The sequence below is a fragment of the Arenimonas sp. GDDSR-1 genome, assembly GCF_025980345.1.
Classification (GTDB): Bacteria; Pseudomonadota; Gammaproteobacteria; order Xanthomonadales; family Xanthomonadaceae; genus Arenimonas.
In genome coordinates, this window is the sequence record NZ_JAPDUI010000017.1 from 1 (window position 1) to 18781 (window position 18781).

Consider the following 18781-nt stretch of genomic DNA (forward strand, 5'->3'; position numbering starts at 1 on the left):
CTGGCGGCCATGACCACCCTGGCCATGAGCTGCTATGCCCAGTACCGATTCGGCGGCGGCAATCGCCGCTGGCTGGATGCCATGTGGTGCGCCTTCGGATTGGCCTTCCTGACCAAGGGCCCCCCCGGCCTCTTGCCGCTGCTGGCCATCACCGTATTTGCTCTCTGGCACCGTGACGGGCGCGCCCTGCTGCGGCCGCTTGGACTGCTCGGCTTCGTCCTGATCGGATTGACCTGGTATGTGGCGGTCATCCTGCGCCATCCGGGACTTTTGGATTATTTCCTCGGCCACGAAGTGGTCGCCCGCATCGCCAGCGATACCCACAACCGAAACGGCGAGTGGTACGGGCCGTTCACGCAGTTTCTGCCGACTTTGCTGCTGGGCACGCTGCCGGCCCTGATTGCACTTGCGGTTTTCCGGAAACAAGCCGCGAAACCTGCAGCACCTCTCGAACAAAGTCGCTTTCTCTGGCTTTGGTTCCTGCTGCCCCTGCTGGTGTTCTCTCTGGCGCAATCGCGCTTGCCCTTGTATGTGTTGGGCCTGACCATTCCGGCATTGCTCCTGTTGAGCCGACGCCTTGAACCGGTGCACTTCGGACGCGGCACCGCCATCGCCATGGCCGTCTGGCTGGTCGCGGTGTTGGCCATCAAAGGCCTGTTGCCTGTTGCCTTGGATGATCACGATAAGGACTCACGGGCCTTCGCATCAGAGATAAAGCCGATGTTGCCGGGCAAGCCGGAGCAGATCATTTTCGTCGAGGACATGTCGCGTAACGGATTGAATCTGTATTTCGATGCCAATATCAAGAAAGTGTCGTTCACGCCGCGTCCGAAGCCGATCTCGGACTCCGCCTACGATTCCAGCCTGGCCGAGGAGCTGGCCAATGCGCCGGACCGCCGCGTGTTCATTCTGAAACGCGAGATTGAGGCGCGCTTCCTGGACGAACTGGCCAAAGCCGGCGTCACGCCGGTCAAGCTCGGCGAATGGATTGAGGATGACCGGCCCGGGCCGCGTGACCGCATGCTTTACGCACTGTCCGGCGAGTTTCCAGCTGCGGAATGAAAAAACGGCCCGAATGGGCCGTTTTTTTACATAATTGCGGAAAGCCTTACTGGGCCGGCGCGGCGGTACGGGCCGCCACCGGATAGCGGGTGTAGATCTGGGAGACCGCATACTTGATTGCCGCTCCCGGGTTTTCCATCGCTTTCTTGCTCAGGGTGCCTTCCAGCACGCCTTCCCAGACCAGCTCCTTGCGCTTGGCATCGACGATGTCGATGTTGACGGTGCCGACCTTGTAGTTGCGGGTTTCGACATCGGAACCATAAACCGGAATGCCCAGACCATAACCGAAGCCGCCACGGTACCCGTAGTAGCCCACCGACATCGTCGGGCTGCTGTAGGTTTCGCTGCGGTTTTCGATGTTGGAATAGAAGTTGACCTGCAGATCCGGGTTGTTGGCATCATAGACATAGCCGCGGGCCGCCATTTCATTCTGGACCGCGCTCTTGAAGTGCCCGGTGATCATGGTCGAATAGCCGGCTTTGTCGGTCGCCAGCGGGGTGACCCAGCCGTAGGTTTTGTAGGCGGCGAAATCCACATTCGGACGCGACTGACTGCTGATGCTGGGCTGGCTGGCGCACCCGGCCAGACTCAGGGCGGTTCCGAACAGGACGGCGTTGAGCAATAAGGACTTCATAGACACCTCGATCGATTCTTGGGAAGTTTCCGCACATGTGCGGTCGGACGGGACTCATCCGGCGCCTTTACTTTATCGGATAGTGCCTGAAATTGCCATCGGCAGCGACTTCCAGCGATGACCGGTCAAGGCCGCTCCGACTCGGGCAACCCGGCTTCATGACGCGCCAGATAAATGCCGCTGGCGACAATGATGGCCGCGCCAATGAATACCCTGAGCTCCGGCACCACCTGCCAAATCAGCACATCCAAGCCCAGCGCCCAGGCCAGGGCCGAATACTCGAACGGCGTGACCGTTGCCGCCGGCGCGATTCGGAAGGCCTCGGTGATGGTGAGCTGGCCGAAGAAGCCGGTGACCGCCAAGGCCGCCAAGGGCAGCAGATGCCGCCGTTCCAACGGGGCCCATTCCGGCAGGGCCAACAGGCCCGCCAGCACGGCAATGCCGGCCATCGACCACCAGACCATGCTTTCGGCGCTGTCGGTCCGGCTGAGCAGGCGCACGCTGATGGCCGACACCGCATAACACAGCGCGGCCGCCAGAATGGCCAATCCTGCCAGACTGACCATCCCGGCGCCGGTCGGCTTGAGCACCACCAGCACCCCCAGCAGGCCGACACCGATCGCGATCCAGCTGGCGCGTGCGACCCTTTCGCCCAAAAGGGGGATGGACAAGGCCGCGATGGCGAACGGCGAGATGTAGAAAATCGCGTAGGCTTCGGTCAGCGGCAGGCGCTTGATGGCGTAGATGAACAGGGCCAACATCAGCACGCCCAGGCCGATCCGTAGCAGATGCAGGGCCCAGCGCACGCGCCATAGCGAGGACCAGGCCCCGCGCCAGTGCACATAGAGCAGGATCAGCGGCAGCGAACTCATGGCGCGCAGCGCGGTGACCTGCATCGGCGGAAAATCGGCGGTCAGCCGCTTCATCACCGCGTCCATGAGACTGAAGAACAGGCAGGCCAGCAGCATCATCAGGATGCCGCGGCGTTTGTTGTCGTTTTTGGCGTCGTGGGACATAGCCACATGATTGCACATCCTCCGCCGCCGAGTCACACTAGCGTCATTATTACCGGAGGATCTATGCCCTCGTTCGACATCGTTTCCGAAGTGGACAACCACGAACTGACCAATGCCATCGACATCGCCAACCGCGAGCTGAAGAACCGTTTCGACTTCAAGAACGTGGAGGCCTCGTTCACGCTCGAGAAATTCGTGGTGACCCTGCAGGCGCCGAGCGACTTCCAGGTCCAGCAGATGCTCGACATCCTGAAGGCACGCCTGATCGCCCGCGGCATCGATGCCCGTTGCATGGACATCGGCGAGCCGGAAGTGAACCTGGCCACGGCCAAGCAGAAAGTCACGCTGAAATCCGGCATCGAGCAGAAGACCGCCAAGAAGATCGCGGCCGCGCTCAAGGAAGCCAAGCTGAAGGTCGACTCCCAGATCAACGGCGACAAGCTGAAAGTGATGGGCAAGAAGCGCGACGACCTGCAGGAAGCCATCGCCCTGCTGAAATCCAAGGACTTCGAACTGCCCCTGCAGTTCGAGAACTTCCGGGACTGACCCGGTCGGCCATGCCGGACAACTACAAATTACTGATCATCGCCGGCACGCTGCAGACCGCGGTTCCGGTCATCTCCCTGCTCGCCTATCTGCCGCAGTGGAAAAAACTGATCGACACCAAATCCAGCCGCGACCTGTCGCTGCGGTCCTGGTCGATCTGGATCGTGTCTTCTTCGATTTCGCTGTTCTATGCCGTGGCGCTTTACCGCTACACCGGTCAGGGCCTGCCGCTGGTATTTGCCTCCGCTGCCGGGCTGCTGTTCGTGCTGATCACCGTCTATCTCACCGCCCGCTACCGCAGCCGAAGCGAACCGCCCTCGATTTGATTCCCAAAATAAGCGGCCCGAAGGCCGCTTTTTCTGCACTGGGTGAATTATGGAATCAGTACGCTGTCGATGACGTGAATCACGCCGTTGCTGGCTTTGATGTCGGTGGCGGTGACGTTGGCGTCGTTGACTTTGACGCCATGATGACCGGCCATGATTTTGACGGCTTTGCCGTTCACGGTGTCGGCGCTTTTCAGCTTGACCACATCGGCCGCGGTGACTTTTCCGGCGACCACGTGATAGGTCAGGATGGCGGTCAGCTTGGCTTTGTTTTCCGGCTTGAGCAGGCTTTCCACGGTTCCGGCCGGAAGCTTGGCGAATGCGGCGTTGGTCGGCGCGAACACGGTGAACGGACCGGCCGAATTCAAAGTGTCGACCAGGCCGGCGGCTTTCACAGCGGCGACCAGGGTGGAGAAGTCGGGGTTACCGGCGGCAACGGCGACGATGGTGCCGGTTTCCTTCTTTTCATGATTGTGCGCCAGAGCGGCGGAGCTGGCGCCAGCCAAGGCGATGGCGAACAGGGCATGCTTGAATACGTTCATGGGATTTCCTTTGCGGTTCATGGGAGGTGTGCTTTGGCACAGCGCCACTATGCCGCGGCAGGCGTGCAGAGCGCGTCAGATTCGCGTGAGCGTGTTGTGTTCGAAATGTGCGCAGAGCGTGAATACCGCGCATGAAAAAGGAGGGCAAGCCCTCCTGTTTCATGACGCCATCGGTTCGGTTCAGGGCTGTCCGGTCGCCAGTTCCTGGTTTTCCTGCAACCACAGCATCGAGGAATGCACGCGGTCGTAACCGCTCGGATGATCGTAGAAAATCACTTCTTCCCAGTAGCCCGGATGGATCTTGCGGTAGGTGCTCAGGCGCATGGCGGCGGTGGCGAAACCGTGCGGCTCGCGTGCCGAGTTCAGGCCGTACAGATCGGCTTCCTTCTCGGCCGTGCGGATGATGGTATTGATCACCGGCGTAGCCAGCAGCATGTAGAAGCTGAACACCGCCACTGCAATCGGCAATACCGCCGGATCGGTGCGCTCGGTGATGCCGTAGCGCGTGCCGACACGGACGATGGCACGGTCGATCAGCTTGTGCACGAACCAGAATCCGAACATCAGCACCAGGCTGATATAGGCCAGATTGCGGACGGCATGGTTGAGCACATAATGTCCCATCTCGTGGCCCATCACCGCCTTGACTTCCGGCAACGAGGTTTTGTTGAGCAGATTGTCGTTGAGGCTGACCTGGGTGGTGCCGGCGAAACCGGAGACATTGGCGCTGACCCGCGTGGTCTGCTTCGAGGCGTCGAAGTACTTCACATTGTCGGTCGGAATCTGGTTGGCGCGGGCCAGGGAGAGAATCGCCGATTTTACCGGACCGTCCGGCAACGGCTTGTAGTCATTGAACAAGGGATTGATGAACACCGGGCTGACCATGATCAGCAGCAGCAGAACCAAGAAGCTGGCGATGCCGGCACGCAGCCACCAACTTTCGCCCGCTTTACGCACCGCAGCGAAAATGCCGGCAACCAGCCAGGGCATGATGATCAATTCCAACAGCAGGTTCTTGCCGGACTCCTCGAACCAGCCCCCGAGGGTCAGATTCGACAGCCCGTAGGCGTGTTCGCGGTAAAACTCGGTGTAAAGCGCCCAAGGCAGGCTCAGCACGCTCGACGCCAACAACCAGAGCGCTCCGAAAATAGCGGTATACAACCAGGGGCGGTGACTGATGCGCTTGGCGATATCGCGCATCTTGACGGACAGACCGCTGACGATGAATACCGCACAAATCATCAAGCCGTAAAGAAAGCCCCAGAGCTGCAGCCAATAGCCGCCTTCGAAATACGCATCGGACTGCGCCCGTTGCTCCGGGGTCAGCAGGTCGATATAGGACTGCGTGGCCTTGTCGGCATCGAAGCCCGGGCCGGGTTTGGCGGCATCGGGCACAATCAAGCCGGCCGGCAGTTCGCGCTCGCCGGGTGCGGCGGCTGGCGCCTGCGCGGCCAGTGTGCCACTGAACAGGCACAAGGCCAGGAATACGGTGAATAGACGGCGCATGCCGGTGTCCTCGGAGTGGGTATGCCCCAAGCATAAAGCCGCCGCTGGCTGCCGGCAATGGCCGGAAGTCATGGGGGCGCTGGCCGACCGCTGCGTCAAGTTGTGCAATAATCCCGAAAACAACCACGACACGGGGAAATCTGCATGAAATCATCCAGAGTGAAGACCTTGGCCTTGGCGCTGGGCGTCACAGCGGCGACGGTGATGACTGCCGGCTGCAATTCGTCCAAGCAAGAGGCTGCCGGCACCGAAACAGCGGATGTTGGCGAGGTCAAAGCCTTGGCCGAAGAGGCCTTCATCTACGGCTTGCCGATCGTGATGAACTACGCGGTGATGAATGAGCTGGCCCTCAACAAGGATTCCGGCCAGTACAAGGCCCCGTTCAATACCATTGCCAGCGAGGCCCGGGTCTTCACCTATCAGGACACGGCCGTGGTCACGCCCAACAGCGACACGCCCTATTCGATGCTCTGGCTGGACCTGCGCGCCGAACCGATGGTGATATCGGTCCCGGCGGTGGAAAAGAACCGCTATTTCTCGGTACAGCTGACCGACGGCAACACCTATAACTACGGCTACATCGGCAGCCGCGCGACCGGCAGCGACGGCGGGGATTATCTGGTGGCCGGCCCGGACTGGAATGGCGAAACCCCGGATGGCATCAAGCAGGTGTTCCGGGCCACCACGCCGCTGGGCCTGACCATTTTCCGCACCCAGCTGTTCAATGCCGAGGATCTGGCCAATGTGAAAAAAATTCAGGCCGGCTACCGGGTACAGCCGCTGTCCGCCTTCCTGAAACAGCCGGCTCCGCCGGCAGCTGCACAAGCGGCATTCCCGCCGGCCAGCAACGCCGGTATCAAATCGGAGTTCTTCGACTATCTCGATGCCGCGTTGCAGTTCGTCCCGGAATCCCCCCAGGACAAAGCGATCCGGGCAAAACTGGCGCGGCTCGGTATCGGTACCGATGCACCATTCGCGTTCAAGGAACTGCCGGCCGCACGCAGAGCGGCAATGATGCTGGGCATGAAATCGGGCGCCGAAAAAATCGATACATTCCTCAACAGCGGCGGCAAGACCATCAATGGCTGGAAAGTCGGCTCCATGTTCGGCGATGCCGCATTCTTCAACGGCAACTGGATGATGCGGGCCGCGGCTGCGAAAGGCGGCATTTACGGCAACAACGCCGAAGAAGCCATGTACCCGATGACGCGTGCGGATGCCAACGGCGAAGTGCTCGATGGCAGCAAGCATAAATACACCCTGACTTTCGATGCCGGACAACTGCCACCGGTCAATGCCTTCTGGTCAGTCACCATGTACGACGGTACGAGCCAGCTGCTGATCCAGAACCCGATCAACCGCTACCTGATCAACTCGCCGATGCTGCCCGGCATGAAAACCAATGCCGACGGCTCGCTGACCCTTTACATCCAGAAGGATTCGCCCGGAAAGGACAAGGAAGCCAACTGGCTCCCGGCACCGAACGGTCCGATTTACATGGTCATGCGCCTGTACTGGCCGAAAACCGAAGCACCGTCGGTTCTTCCTGCGGGCAGCGGCAGCTGGAGCCCGCCGCCGGTGATCCGCGTCGATTAAACGCTGCACATCTGCAAAAAAGCCGCCTTCTGGCGGCTTTTTTCTACCCGTAGAATTGAAATGGATACATAGTGTGCGACGTAAATTCGCAAGCCGCAGAGAGCTTGACCCGGCAGATGTTTATATTGAAAATGAAAGCGCCAGCCGGTTAAAGGCCTTGATAATAATCCTTGGGGAATTTTGATGAAATACATTAAACACGCAGCGCTCGCGACCTCGCTGTTATTTGTCTGCACGGCCTGTACCGTGGTAGCACCCGATGCCGGACAACAGGCGGTGCTGATTGATAAACCCTGGCTGTTTGGACACGGTGGTGTTCGGGCGCAGCCGGTATCTCCTGGATTGACATACACATGGATGTCCACGCAGAAAATATACGTCAATATGTTTCCGCAGCAATTCGACGGTAATTTCACTGATTTGATGTCAAGTGACGGCGTACCGCTGGACTTTCATGCCATCATTCGCCTGCAGGTTACTGATCCGGTAGTTCTGGTTAAGGACTTTGGCCAAGACTGGTACAAAAACAACGTTGAGCAGGAATTTTTCAATCGCGTCCGCTCTGCGGTCAAAAAGCACGGCATGAATGAAACAGCTATTCAGACTACCGCCATCGATGAGATCGACACCGAAGTCACGAAAGCAATGCAAGAATATTTCAAGGCTAACAGCATACCGATTCGACTTGTGAAGATAACGGTAGGTAAAGCCAATCCACCCGATGCAGTGCGCAATCAGCGCGTTGAAACGGCGCAGCAGGAACAGCGTGTGCTCACCGAACATAAACGCGATCTTGCCGAGCAAAGCCGAAAAGCCGCCGAACAGAGTCGGGCCGAGGCAGACAATGCGTACCGAAACGCCATGAATCTGAATCCCGCGCAGTTCGTCGAGATGGAACGCATCAAGATGCAGCAGGCAGTCTGTAGCGTACAAGGCGCGAATTGTACGTTTATCGTCGGCGGTCAGATTGACCCCGTCATCAATGTGAAGTGACTTAATCCGCCCAATCAGGGCGGATTGCTTATTCACTTAAGCGAACAGCTTCGCTTCCGCTTCGTCACGCGGCACGATGCGCCACTGTCCGGGTTCGAGGCCGCTTAAATCCAGATTTCCGGTTCGGCTGCGGTGCAGGCTGAGCACGCGGTTGCCGGTGGCCGCGAACATGCGCCGCACCTGATGATAGCGCCCTTCAATGAGTGTCAGCCGGGCATGACGGGCGTCGATAGTTTCCATCACCGCAGGCGCCAAGGGCGTGGTTTCGCTTTCCAACAGCAGGGTGCCTGCCGCGAAAAGCGCGGCTTCGTCGCCGCGCAGGTCTTCGGCCAATTCCACCTCGTACACTTTCGGCAACTCGGCTTTCGGGGAAATAATGCGGTGCAGCAGCTGGCCGTCATCGGTCAGCATCAAAAGACCGGAGGTGTCGCGGTCGAGCCGGCCGACCGTGCTCAGTACCGGATTGCGGTAACGGAAGCGCTCCGGCAATAAATCGTAGACCACGCGCCCGGGATCTTTGGTCGAGCAGGTGTACCCGATCGGCTTGTTGAGCAGGATCAGAACCCCTTGGGCGGGATCGATCGGCTCGTCGTCCACCAGCAGATCCTCGTGCGTGTAGGCGTCGTCCAGACCGACGGTGCTGCCGTCACGCCGGGTCAGCCAGCCGTTACGGATCAGCCGGGTCACGTCCTTGCGTGACCCGTAACCGAGATTGGCCAGCAGCTTGACCAGCTTCACGCGCGAAATCCGCGAAAATCAGTCACCCTTGCGCTCGGAGGCGCTCTGGTCGCGGGCACCGCGGAATTCGGAATCCACCGACCAGTTCGGCCAGTCGTTCGAATTGGCCAGATCGCGGCCCAGGGTGTACAGGATTTCCAGATCACGGCTCATGCCTTCGAAGCTCCAGCCGGCCTGCCATTCATCCGCCGGTTGGTGATAACGCGCCGTGGTGTAATCGACCTCTTCCTTGTCGCCGGCCGCCTTGCCGCCGACCAGAAGGTCATCGCCGCTGCCGAAGGAAATCGCCGGCACGCCGCGCTTGGCCATCGGGAAGTGATCGGAGCGGAAGAAGTGACCCGCTTCCGGCTTCGGATCCGGCGAGTAGGCGACGTTCCATTTCGCGGCCGTGGCCACCAGACGGTCGAGCAGTTCGAGTTTGGCGCTGCCGGAGATGTTGAAGTTGCGCGCCTTGCCGCCTGGGCTGAGCGCGTCCATGTTGATCATCGCGACGGTTTTACCGAGCGGGAACACCGGATTGGCGGCGTAGTATTCGGAACCGAGCAGTCCCTTTTCCTCGGCGGTCACCGCCAGGAACACCACCGAACGGTGGGTTTTCGGAGCCTTGCCGTAAGCGCGCGCCAATTCCAGCATGGCCGCCAGACCGGTACCGTTGTCGACGGCGCCGTTGTAGATGGTATCGCCCTTGGCATCGGGCGCGCCGACGCCGAGGTGATCCCAGTGACCGCTGTAAATCACCGTGTGCTTCGGATTCTTGCTGCCTTCAAGGCGGGCCACCACGTTCTGCGAGGTGATGGTCTGGGCATTGACGGCGTAATCGGCCGAGAAGCTGACGCCCTTGAGCGTGACCGGCTTGAAGCCCGGTGTCTGCGCCTGCTTTTTGAGGGTGTCGAAGTTCAGACCGGCCTGTTTGAACCAGGCCACCGCGGTATCGCGCTGGATCCAGGATTCGAGCGGGGCATGCGATTTCTGCGGTTCCTGGCGGACGATATCGAACATGACATTGGTGTTCGAGTTCTTCACGGTCGGCCAACCGTAAGAGGCCGGCGCGGTTTCATGCACGATCATGGTGCCGATCGCGCCCTGACGGGCCATTTCCTCGAACTTGTAGGTCCAACGGCCGTAGTAGGTCATGGCCTTGCCGCCGAACGCGCCCTGACCGGTTTCGAAATCCGGGTCGTTGATCAGCACCACGGCGATTTTGCCTTTCAGGTCGACGCCTTTGAAATCATCCCAGTTGCGTTCCGGCGCTTTGACGCCGTATCCGACGAACACCAGCGGCGCATCCTTGATGGCGACCGCGGTCTGCCCGTTCATGGCGGCGCGGATGGCGATTTCATTGCCCTGCTGCAGCGGCTTGGCTTTGCCGCCGAGCGACACCGAGGCCTGCACCGGGCCTTTGATTTCGAAGCGACCGAGCGGCACGGCCTGCGTCCACAGGCGTTTGCCGTTCTTGCTGTCGCCGCCCGGCTGCAGGCCGGCGGCCTTGAACTGCTCGATCAGGTAAGCGACGGTTTTTTCCTCGCCGGCGGTGTTCGGGCCGCGGCCTTCGAAGGCATCCGAAGACAGCGTCTTTACATGCTGGGAAAGTCGCTGTGCATCGAATGACGGCGTGTCGGCGGCGCCGGCGGTGCCGGCGGCAAGGAGTGCAATCAGAAGTACGGGCTGTTTCATGGAAACCTCTCGGTTGTGCCGGCGTCAGACGCCGATCGGGTTGGCTTTCTCAGGATCGATGTTATAGGTCTTGATGGCGCGCGCCACATCCTTGGCATTCATCTTGCCTTCGGCCGCCAGCGCCGCGATGGCGGCATGGGCGATGTAGTAGCGGTCGACTTCGAAGAACCGGCGCAGATTGCCGCGGGTATCCGAGCGGCCGAAACCATCGGTACCGAGCACGGTGTAATGCATCGGCACGAAAGCGCGGATCTGGTCGGCGAAGGCACGCACGTAGTCGGTGGCGGCGATGGCCGGACCGCTGCGGCCGCTCAGGCAGCGTTCGACATGCGATGTGCGCTTTTCGCTTTCCGGGTGCAGACGGTTCCAGCGCTCGGCATCGAAACCGTCCCGGCGCAGCTCGTTGAAGCTCGGGCAGGACCAGATGTCGGCGGAAACGCCGAAGTCCTTGTCGAGCAGTTCGGCGGCGGCGATGGCTTCGCGCAGGATGGTGCCCGAGCCGAGAAGTTGCACGCGCAGCTCTCCCTTCTTGGCCTTGCCGGCATCCTTGAACAGGTACATGCCCTTGAGAATGCCCTCGCGGCTGCCTTCCGGCATTTCCGGCATCGGGTAGTTCTCGTTCATCAGGGTGATGTAGTAGTACTCGTCGCGCTGCTCGGCCAGCATGCGCTGCATGCCTTCCTGAACGATGACCGTCACTTCATAACCGAAGCTCGGATCGTAGGATTTGCAGTTCGGCACGGCACCGGCCAGCAGGTGCGAATGGCCGTCTTCATGCTGCAGGCCTTCGCCGTTGAGCGTGGTGCGGCCGGCGGTGGCGCCAAGCAGGAAACCGCGCGCGCGCATGTCGGCGGCCTGCCAGGCCGAATCGCCGATACGCTGGAAGCCGAACATCGAGTAGAAGATGTAGAACGGCAGCATCGGCTGGTTGTTGGTGGAATAACTGGTGGCGGCGGCCAGCCAGCTGGAGAACGCACCGGCTTCGGTGATGCCCTCTTCCAGCACCTGGCCGGCGGTGTCTTCGCGGTAGTACATCAGCTGGTCGGCATCGACCGGTTTGTATTTCTGGCCGAACGGCGCATAGATGCCGATCTGGCGGAACAGGCCTTCCATGCCGAAAGTACGGGCCTCGTCGGCCACGATCGGGACGACGCGCGGCCCCACCTCTTTGTCACGCAGAATGATGTTGAGGGTCTGCACGAAGGCCATGGTGGTGGAAATCTCGCGGTCGCCCGAGGATTTCAGCAAGCGTTCGAAGGTCTCCAGCGCCGGTACCGGCAGGGTCAGATCCGACTTCTGGCGGCGCTGCGGCAGATAGCCGCCCATGGCCTGGCGGCGCGCCTTCATGTACTTCACTTCCGGCGAGTCTTCGCCCGGATGGTAGAAGCCGAGATTCTCGATCTGCTCGTCACTGACCGGGATGTTGAAGCGGTCGCGGAAGGACTTGACCGATTCGGTGTCCAGTTTTTTGGTCTGGTGGGTCGGGTTCAGCGATTCGCCGGCCGAACCCATGCCGTAGCCTTTCACGGTCTTGGCCAGAATCACGGTCGGCTGGCCCTTGTGCGCGGTGGCGGCGGCATAGGCCGCATGCACTTTGTGCGGATCATGACCGCCGCGGTTCAAACGGGCAATGTCCTGATCGCTGAGTTTGGACACCAGCTCGGCGGTCTCCGGCGTTTTGCCGAAGAAATGTTCCCGCGTGTAGGCGCCGCCGAAGGCTTTGCAGTTCTGGTACTCGCCGTCGACGGTTTCCATCATGATTTTTTTCAGCTGGCCGCTGCTGTCACGGGCCAGAAGCGGATCCCAGTAACTGCCCCAGACCACTTTCAGCACGTTCCAGCCGGCGCCGCGGAAGCTGCCCTCCAGCTCCTGGATGATCTTGCCGTTGCCGCGTACCGGACCGTCCAGACGCTGCAGATTGCAGTTGATGACGAAGCACAGGTTGTCGAGACCCTCGCGGCCGGCCAGCGCGATGGCGCCCAGGCTTTCCGGTTCGTCGCATTCACCGTCGCCCATGAAGCACCAGATCTTGCGGTCGGTCTTCGGCATCAGGCCGCGGCCTTCGAGGTATTTCCAGAACCGCGCTTGGTAGATGGCGCTGATCGGACCCAGGCCCATCGACACCGTCGGCGTCTGCCAGAAATCGGGCATCAGCCACGGATGCGGATACGAGGACACGCCGCGGCCATCGACTTCCATGCGGAAGTTGTCGAGCTGGTCTTCGCTGATGCGGCCTTCCAGGAAGGCGCGGGCATAGATGCCCGGCGAGGAATGGCCCTGGATGTACAGCAGATCGCCCGGGTGATTCTCGCTCGGCGCGCGCCAGAAATAGTTGAAACCGACATCGTAAAGAGTGGCACTGGAGGCGAAGCTGGCGATGTGGCCGCCGAGCTCGCCGGGCTTGCGGTTGGCGCGCACCACCATCGCCATCGCGTTCCAGCGGATGATCGAACGGATGCGCCACTCCATGGCCAGATCGCCATCCATCGCCGGCTCGCTTTCGGCCGGAATGGTGTTGATGTATTCGGTGGTCGGATGGAACGGCAGATTGCCGCCGGCGCGGCGGGTGAGTTCGACCATGCGTTCAAGCAGCTGGTGGGCGCGCTCGGCACCGTCGTGGTCGAGCACGGCTTTGAGCGACTCCAGCCACTCCCGGGTTTCTTTCGGATCGTGGTCGTTATTCAGCACATCGTTCATCCAGCTCATAGCGTTTTCCAGGTTCTCGTATTTTCAAGTCGGGGTTCGGTCGGGTCAGGCGCCGCGTTGCTCGCGGATCTGCGCTTCGACGGCGGCGATGGCGGTCATGTTGACCACGCGTCTTACCGTCGCGGACGGGGTCAGCACATGCACCGGCTTGGCCATGCCCATCAGAATCGGACCGATGCCGATGCCGTCGGTCATGACCCGGGTCAGGTTGTAGGCGGTATTGGCGGCGTCCATGTCCGGCATCACCAGCAGATTGGCGGCTCCGGTCAGGCGCGAATCCGGGAACAGGCGGTCGCGGATCTCCGGACGCAGGGCGGCATCGACATGCATCTCGCCCTCCACTTCCAGCCGTGGCGAGCGGGCCAGAATGAGCTGCAGGGCTTCACGCATTTTCTTCGCGCTGGCCGCTTCCGAGGAGCCGAAGTTCGAATGGCAGACCAGGGCGACTTTCGGATTGATGCCGAACAGACGCAGACGGAACGCCGCCTGCAAGGCCGCTTCGGCGATCTGCTCGGCGCTCGGGCAATGCTGGACGTGGGTGTCGGTGAAGAACAGCGGACCCTTGTCGCTGATCACCACCGACATCGCCGATACCGCGCTGACCGCCGGATCGACGCCGATGACATCGATGACATGCTTGAGTTTGCCGGAGTATTTGCCGACGATGCCGCACAGCATGGCATCGGCTTCGCCGCGCTTGACCATCAGCGCCGCGACCACGGTGCCGCGCGAACGCACGATGGCTTTGGCCGCCGGCGGACTGACGCCTTTGCGCGCCATGATCTGCAGATAATGCTGCCAATAATCGTTGAAGCGCGGATCGTCGTCGAGGTTGGTCAGGTCGAAATCGACGCCCTGTTTCAGGCGCAGGCCGAGCTTTTCGATGCGGCGTTCGATCACCGCCGGACGGCCGATCAGGATCGGGCGGGCCAGGCCGTCATCGACCACGGTCTGCACGGCACGCAGCACGGTTTCCTCTTCGCCTTCGGCATACACCACCCGCTTGAGGTCGGCGCGTGCGCGCTCGAACATCGGCCGCATCAAAAGGCCGGTGCGGTATACGAACTGCGACAGCTGTTCGCGGTAGGCATGGATGTCGGCAATGGGACGGGTGGCGACGCCGGACAGCATCGCGGCCTGCGCCACGGCCGGCGCCAGCGAGATCAGCAGACGCGGATCGAAGGGACGCGGAATCAGGTAATCGGCGCCGAAACGCGGGGTTTCGCCGCTGTAGGCCGACCCCAGATCGGAGGCTTCCTTGCGCGCCAGTTCGGCGATGGCATACACGCAGGCGCGCTTCATGTCTTCGTTGATGCAGGTCGCCCCGACATCGAGCGCGCCGCGGAAAATATACGGGAAGCACAGTGCGTTGTTGATCTGGTTCGGGTAATCGGAACGGCCGGTGCCGATGATGGCATCCGGACGCACCGCCTTGGCCGCATCCGGCAGGATTTCCGGATAGGGATTGGCCAGCGCGAAGATAATCGGGCGCTCGGCCATGGTGGCGACCATTTCCGGTTTGAGCACGCCGCCGGCCGACAGGCCGAGGAAGATATCGGCGCCTTCAATGATGTCCGCCAAGCTGCGCTTGTCGGTACGGCGTGCATAGCGGGCCTTGTCGACATCCAGGCCTTCGCGGCCCTCAAACAGCACGCCATCGCGGTCGATGGCCAGGATGTTTTCCGGCTTCAGGCCGAGCGCGACCAGCATGTCGAGGCAGGCGATGCCGGCAGCGCCGGCGCCGCTGGTGGCCAGCTTCACGTCTTCGATATTCTTTCCCGCGACATGCAGGGCATTGATGACCGCGGCGCCGACGATGATGGCGGTGCCATGCTGGTCGTCATGGAACACAGGAATCTTCATGCGCTCGCGCAGCTTGCGTTCGACCTCGAAGCATTCCGGCGCCTTGATGTCTTCCAGATTGATGCCGCCGAAGGTCGGCTCCATGCTGGCGATGATGTCGACCAGCTTGTCCGGATCGTTTTCATCGATTTCGATGTCGAACACATCGATGCCGGCGAACTTCTGGAACAACACGCCTTTGCCTTCCATCACCGGCTTGCCGGCCAGAGGGCCGATATTGCCCAGACCGAGCACGGCGGTGCCGTTGGTGACCACGGCCACCAGATTGGCACGGGCGGTCAGCGAAGAGGCTTGGCCCGGATCGGCCACGATGGCCTCGCAGGCATGCGCCACGCCCGGCGAGTAGGCCAGGGCCAGATCGCGCTGGGTCACCATCGGCTTGGTGGCGCTGACCTTGATCTTGCCGTACGGCGCCATCCGGTGGTAATCGAGTGCCGCTTGCTTGAAATCTTCTTCAGACATTTCCGCTTCCAGAATCGAGCACGGTTAGTGCTAACGCTCTATTGTACCCAATGCCGGTCGAAACCGGCTTAATCCGGCCCTAACCGCTTATTTCCGCCCGTATTTATCCTTCACGTGGCGTTTGACCCGGGCGCTCAGCGCCTTGTCCGAAGCGCGCCGGTCGGCCAGGGTCATGGCGGCCGCGTCACGCTCGTCTTTCAGCTTGCAGTAGTGCTGGTAGCGCTCGAGCGTCAGCCGGCCCTCGGCAATGGCCGCCTGCACCGCACAGCCAGGTTCGTTGCCGTGGCTGCAGTCGCTGAACCGGCACTGTCCCGCCAAGGTGGCGAATTCGGCGAACATGCCCTCGTCGAAGCGCTCGTCGCCGCTGAGCTTGAGCTCGCGCATGCCGGGCGTATCGATCAGACAGCCGCCCTGCGGCAAGGCAATGAGCGCCCGGTGCGTCGTGGTGTGGCGGCCTTTGGCATCGGCCTCGCGCACGCTGCGGGTTTTCATCTTCTCAGTTCCGAGCAGGGTGTTGGTCAGCGTCGATTTGCCGGCACCTGACGAGCCTACCAGTACCGCCGATTTGCCCGGGGATAAATACGTATGCAGGACCGCGGCTTCTTCGGGGCTCTTGGCATTGAGCGCATGCACCGGAATACCGCCCTCGGCCAAAGCCGCCAGTTGCGAAATGTAAAACGCGGGATCACCGCATTTGTCGAGCTTGGTCAGCACCAGGACCGGCTTGGCACCGGAGGCGGCGATCAACAGCAGATAGCGTTCGATGCGTTTGGCGTTGAAGTCGGCGTCCATGCCGCTGACCAGCAGCACGTGATCGATGTTGGCGGCGATCAGCTGCTGCTGGAAATGCTCGCCGGCAGCGGCGCGTTTGAGCAAAGCATGCCGCGGCAGCAGGCCGAGAATCTGCTTGCCGGCCGCATCCAGCGCCACCCAGTCGCCGACCACGGCACGCAGCTCCGGATCGGTTCGCGGCCGCAGCCAGCCAGCCGGGGCCTGCGCGCGGAAACTGTGATCAGGGTGCTGTGCCAGTTCATAGCCGCTGCGGTGCTGCGCGACGACCCGCGCCAGTTGCGCATCGGGCCAAGGCTTCAAGGCCTCGGCAATGGATTGTGCCGGCGGCCAGCCGATGGCCGCGAAATCGGAATTGGGAACGGTCACGCGTCCAGCGCCTTCCAGGCCACCGGCAGGGCGTCCAGCACATCACCGGCGGTCATCCCGGGCGCGCTCAGCGCCTCACAGGCCAATTCCCCGGCGATGCCATGCAACCACACCCCGAAGCGGGCGGCTTCAAAGGGCGCAATGCCCTGCGCGGCGATTGCGGCAATGACGCCGGACAGCACATCACCGGCTCCGGCGGTGGCCAGACCGGGACTGCCGCTGGCATTGAGGTCATGGCGGGTACCGTCCGTGATTCGGCTGCGATGCCCTTTCAGAACCAGCACGGCATGACGGTCGCGGGCAAAGGCATCGACTGCCGCTTCGAATTCAGGACGGCTCGCCGGCGTGCCGGCGTGCAGGCGCCGCATTTCCCCGGCATGCGGGGTCAGCAGACGCGGCCCGGCCGGCCGCTTGAGCCGGTCTTCGGGAATTTCAGCCAGGGCGTTCAGACCATCGGCATCCAGCAACAGGGTGCGTGGAAAATCGCGCCACAATGCCAGCACCAGATCCAGCAGTACCGGCGAGCGTCCCATGCCCGGACCGCAAACCACGACATCGGCACGCTGGACCAACGCCAAGAGGCCCGCGAGCGCCGAGCCCTCGAAGCAGCCGCCGTCCGCTTCCGGAAGGCCATGCACGATCAGGGCCGGATCGAATCCGGCGACCGTGGCCGCCACCGACTGCGGCACCGCCACTTCCACCACCCCAGCTCCGGCACGCAGCGCGGCCATGCCGGCCAAAGCCGGCGCACCGGCCATGGAACGGCTGCCGCCAATGACCAGCACCCGGCCGAAGTCGTATTTGTGGCAATCGGCCGGCCGATGCAGCAGGCGCTTGGCAACGGCGAGCAACTCGGGCGGCAGGGGATGCGCGTTCTCGGTCATACGCCTATGGTAACGGCATTCGACACCGGTGTTCAGTCCGGGCCGATTCCCGTTATCATCGCCGCAACCCCTTTGCCGGAATCCTCCATGCTTCATCTGCTCGCTCTCGGCGACTCGTACACCATCGGTGAGGCCGTCGCGCCCGAACAGCGCTGGGTCGAACAATGGGCCGGCCTGATGCAGGCCGAAGGCCATGCCATGGCCCGTCCGGTGCGGGTCATCGCTCAAACCGGCTGGACCACCGATGAACTGGCCCAGGCCATCCTTGCCGCGGAACCGCTCGGCGCATGGGATCTGGCCACCCTGCTGATCGGCGTCAACAATCAGTATCGCGGCCGCGATGTGGACAGTTTCAGCAGGGAATTCAACAGTCTGCTGGATACGGCCATGGCAGCCGTGGCCGACCGCCCGGAGCGGGTTCAGGTGTTGAGCATCCCGGATTGGGGCCAGACCCCCTTTGGCGCAACCTGTGGCCGCGACCTGAATCAGGTCAGCGCCGAAATCGATGCATACAATCTGGCCATCACCCGGCGGTGCAAGGCGCGCGGCATTGCCCTGCTCGACATCACCGCACTGACCCGCCGGCACAGCACCGACCCGCGTATGCATGCCGAGGACGGTCTGCACCCCTCGGCGGACATGTACGGCCTGTGGGCGCAGGCTTTGCTTTGCACTGGAAAGTTCGGTAGATTGTAGGCATGCCTGAAAGGAGGGTTCTGCCGCATGAAAGCCCCATTGATCCTATTGTCAGCGATTTGCCTCGGTGCCTGCGGCGGCACCGGCGGCACATCGAATTCACCCAAGGAACGTGCGGCTGCCGCATGCGAAGCCGAGGCGAAAGTCCGCATCGGTGATAAAACCTACCAGCTTGATGCCGCCGCCCTGGCTCAGAGCGCCAAGCGCGTGGACGATGTCTGGGCCCTGCAGGCGCCGATCATCATCGAGCCCGGGCTGCGCGATGAAGCCAAGCAGACCCTGGAATGCAAGGTGCGCGTACAGGACGGCAAACCCGATGAAGTGACCTCCATCAACTTCATTTTCTGAACAACGCCCGTGGCCAAAGAAAACCCCCGCC

The 18781-nt window shown here is 61.8% G+C and carries 16 protein-coding genes and 1 pseudogene; 7 read left to right on the forward strand and 10 right to left on the reverse strand.

The genetic code is table 11. The features are described 5' to 3' along the window. A pseudogene (locus Q0W88_RS04330) lies at positions 1-1062 on the forward strand (glycosyltransferase); the annotation flags it as partial. Positions 1063-1108: 46 nt separating this feature from the next. On the opposite strand, the gene Q0W88_RS04335 reads toward Q0W88_RS04330, so the two are convergent. Further along, the gene (locus Q0W88_RS04335) at positions 1109-1696 is read right to left on the reverse strand and encodes a DUF4136 domain-containing protein (protein WP_297800426.1); all 588 of its coding nucleotides are present in this window, start codon (positions 1694-1696) and stop codon (positions 1109-1111) included. A 125-nt stretch (positions 1697-1821) separates the two neighbouring features. Further along, entirely contained in the window at positions 1822-2712 is an 891-nt protein-coding gene (locus tag Q0W88_RS04340) for a DMT family transporter (protein ID WP_297800575.1), read from the reverse strand. Between the two features lie 63 nt (positions 2713-2775). Here Q0W88_RS04340 and Q0W88_RS04345 point away from each other — a divergent pair, with 63 nt between their 5' ends. Both Q0W88_RS04345 and Q0W88_RS04350 read left to right on the forward strand, forming a co-directional pair. Next, positions 2776-3258: a YajQ family cyclic di-GMP-binding protein gene (locus Q0W88_RS04345; protein WP_297800429.1), complete on the forward strand. Its 483-nt coding sequence runs from the start codon at positions 2776-2778 to the stop codon at positions 3256-3258. A gap of 11 nt (positions 3259-3269) precedes the next feature. After that, positions 3270-3584: a PQ-loop domain-containing transporter gene (locus Q0W88_RS04350; protein ID WP_297800431.1), complete on the forward strand. Its 315-nt coding sequence runs from the start codon at positions 3270-3272 to the stop codon at positions 3582-3584. Between the two features lie 47 nt (positions 3585-3631). On the opposite strand, the gene Q0W88_RS04355 is transcribed toward Q0W88_RS04350, so the two are convergent. Next, positions 3632-4126, reverse strand: a complete 495-nt coding sequence (locus Q0W88_RS04355) for a fasciclin domain-containing protein (RefSeq protein WP_297800433.1) — start codon at positions 4124-4126, stop codon at positions 3632-3634. A 180-nt stretch (positions 4127-4306) separates the two neighbouring features. After that, entirely contained in the window at positions 4307-5632 is a 1326-nt protein-coding gene (locus Q0W88_RS04360) for a M48 family metallopeptidase (RefSeq protein WP_297800435.1), read from the reverse strand. A gap of 144 nt (positions 5633-5776) precedes the next feature. On the opposite strand from Q0W88_RS04360, the gene Q0W88_RS04365 reads away from it, so the two are divergent. Both Q0W88_RS04365 and Q0W88_RS04370 read left to right on the forward strand, forming a co-directional pair. Then, positions 5777-7228 carry a DUF1254 domain-containing protein gene (locus tag Q0W88_RS04365; RefSeq protein ID WP_297800437.1) on the forward strand — a complete coding sequence of 484 codons (1452 nt, stop codon included), beginning with the start codon at positions 5777-5779 and terminating at the stop codon, positions 7226-7228. 183 nt (positions 7229-7411) lie between these two features. After that, the gene (locus Q0W88_RS04370) at positions 7412-8221 is read left to right on the forward strand and encodes an SPFH domain-containing protein (RefSeq protein WP_297800439.1); all 810 of its coding nucleotides are present in this window, start codon (positions 7412-7414) and stop codon (positions 8219-8221) included. A gap of 36 nt (positions 8222-8257) precedes the next feature. Here Q0W88_RS04370 and Q0W88_RS04375 read toward each other — a convergent pair whose 3' ends face one another. From Q0W88_RS04375 to Q0W88_RS04400, 6 genes are all read right to left on the reverse strand, one after another. Then, complete coding sequence (locus Q0W88_RS04375) at positions 8258-8959, reverse strand: 16S rRNA pseudouridine(516) synthase (protein WP_297800442.1); 702 nt, start codon at positions 8957-8959, stop codon at positions 8258-8260. Between the two features lie 18 nt (positions 8960-8977). Beyond that, on the reverse strand, positions 8978-10633 hold the full coding sequence (locus Q0W88_RS04380; protein ID WP_297800444.1) for a M28 family metallopeptidase: 1656 nt from the start codon (positions 10631-10633) through the stop codon (positions 8978-8980). 24 nt (positions 10634-10657) lie between these two features. Further along, on the reverse strand, positions 10658-13339 hold the full coding sequence (gene aceE, locus Q0W88_RS04385; RefSeq protein WP_297800446.1) for a pyruvate dehydrogenase (acetyl-transferring), homodimeric type: 2682 nt from the start codon (positions 13337-13339) through the stop codon (positions 10658-10660). 45 nt (positions 13340-13384) lie between these two features. Continuing rightward, positions 13385-15664, reverse strand: coding sequence for an NADP-dependent malic enzyme (locus Q0W88_RS04390; protein ID WP_297800448.1), 2280 nt, complete (start codon positions 15662-15664; stop codon positions 13385-13387). Between the two features lie 87 nt (positions 15665-15751). After that, on the reverse strand, positions 15752-16822 hold the full coding sequence (rsgA, locus tag Q0W88_RS04395; RefSeq protein ID WP_297800451.1) for a ribosome small subunit-dependent GTPase A: 1071 nt from the start codon (positions 16820-16822) through the stop codon (positions 15752-15754). After that, on the reverse strand, positions 16819-17706 hold the full coding sequence (locus Q0W88_RS04400) for an NAD(P)H-hydrate dehydratase (RefSeq protein WP_297800453.1): 888 nt from the start codon (positions 17704-17706) through the stop codon (positions 16819-16821). Before Q0W88_RS04400 ends, rsgA begins: the two co-directional genes overlap by 4 nt. 87 nt (positions 17707-17793) lie before the next feature. Between Q0W88_RS04400 and Q0W88_RS04405 the strand changes: the two genes are divergently transcribed. Then, positions 17794-18402, forward strand: coding sequence for a GDSL-type esterase/lipase family protein (locus Q0W88_RS04405; protein ID WP_297800455.1), 609 nt, complete (start codon positions 17794-17796; stop codon positions 18400-18402). Positions 18403-18429: 27 nt separating this feature from the next. Continuing rightward, positions 18430-18750, forward strand: a complete 321-nt coding sequence (locus Q0W88_RS04410) for a hypothetical protein (protein WP_297800456.1) — start codon at positions 18430-18432, stop codon at positions 18748-18750. The last annotated feature ends 31 nt before the right edge of the window (positions 18751-18781 follow it).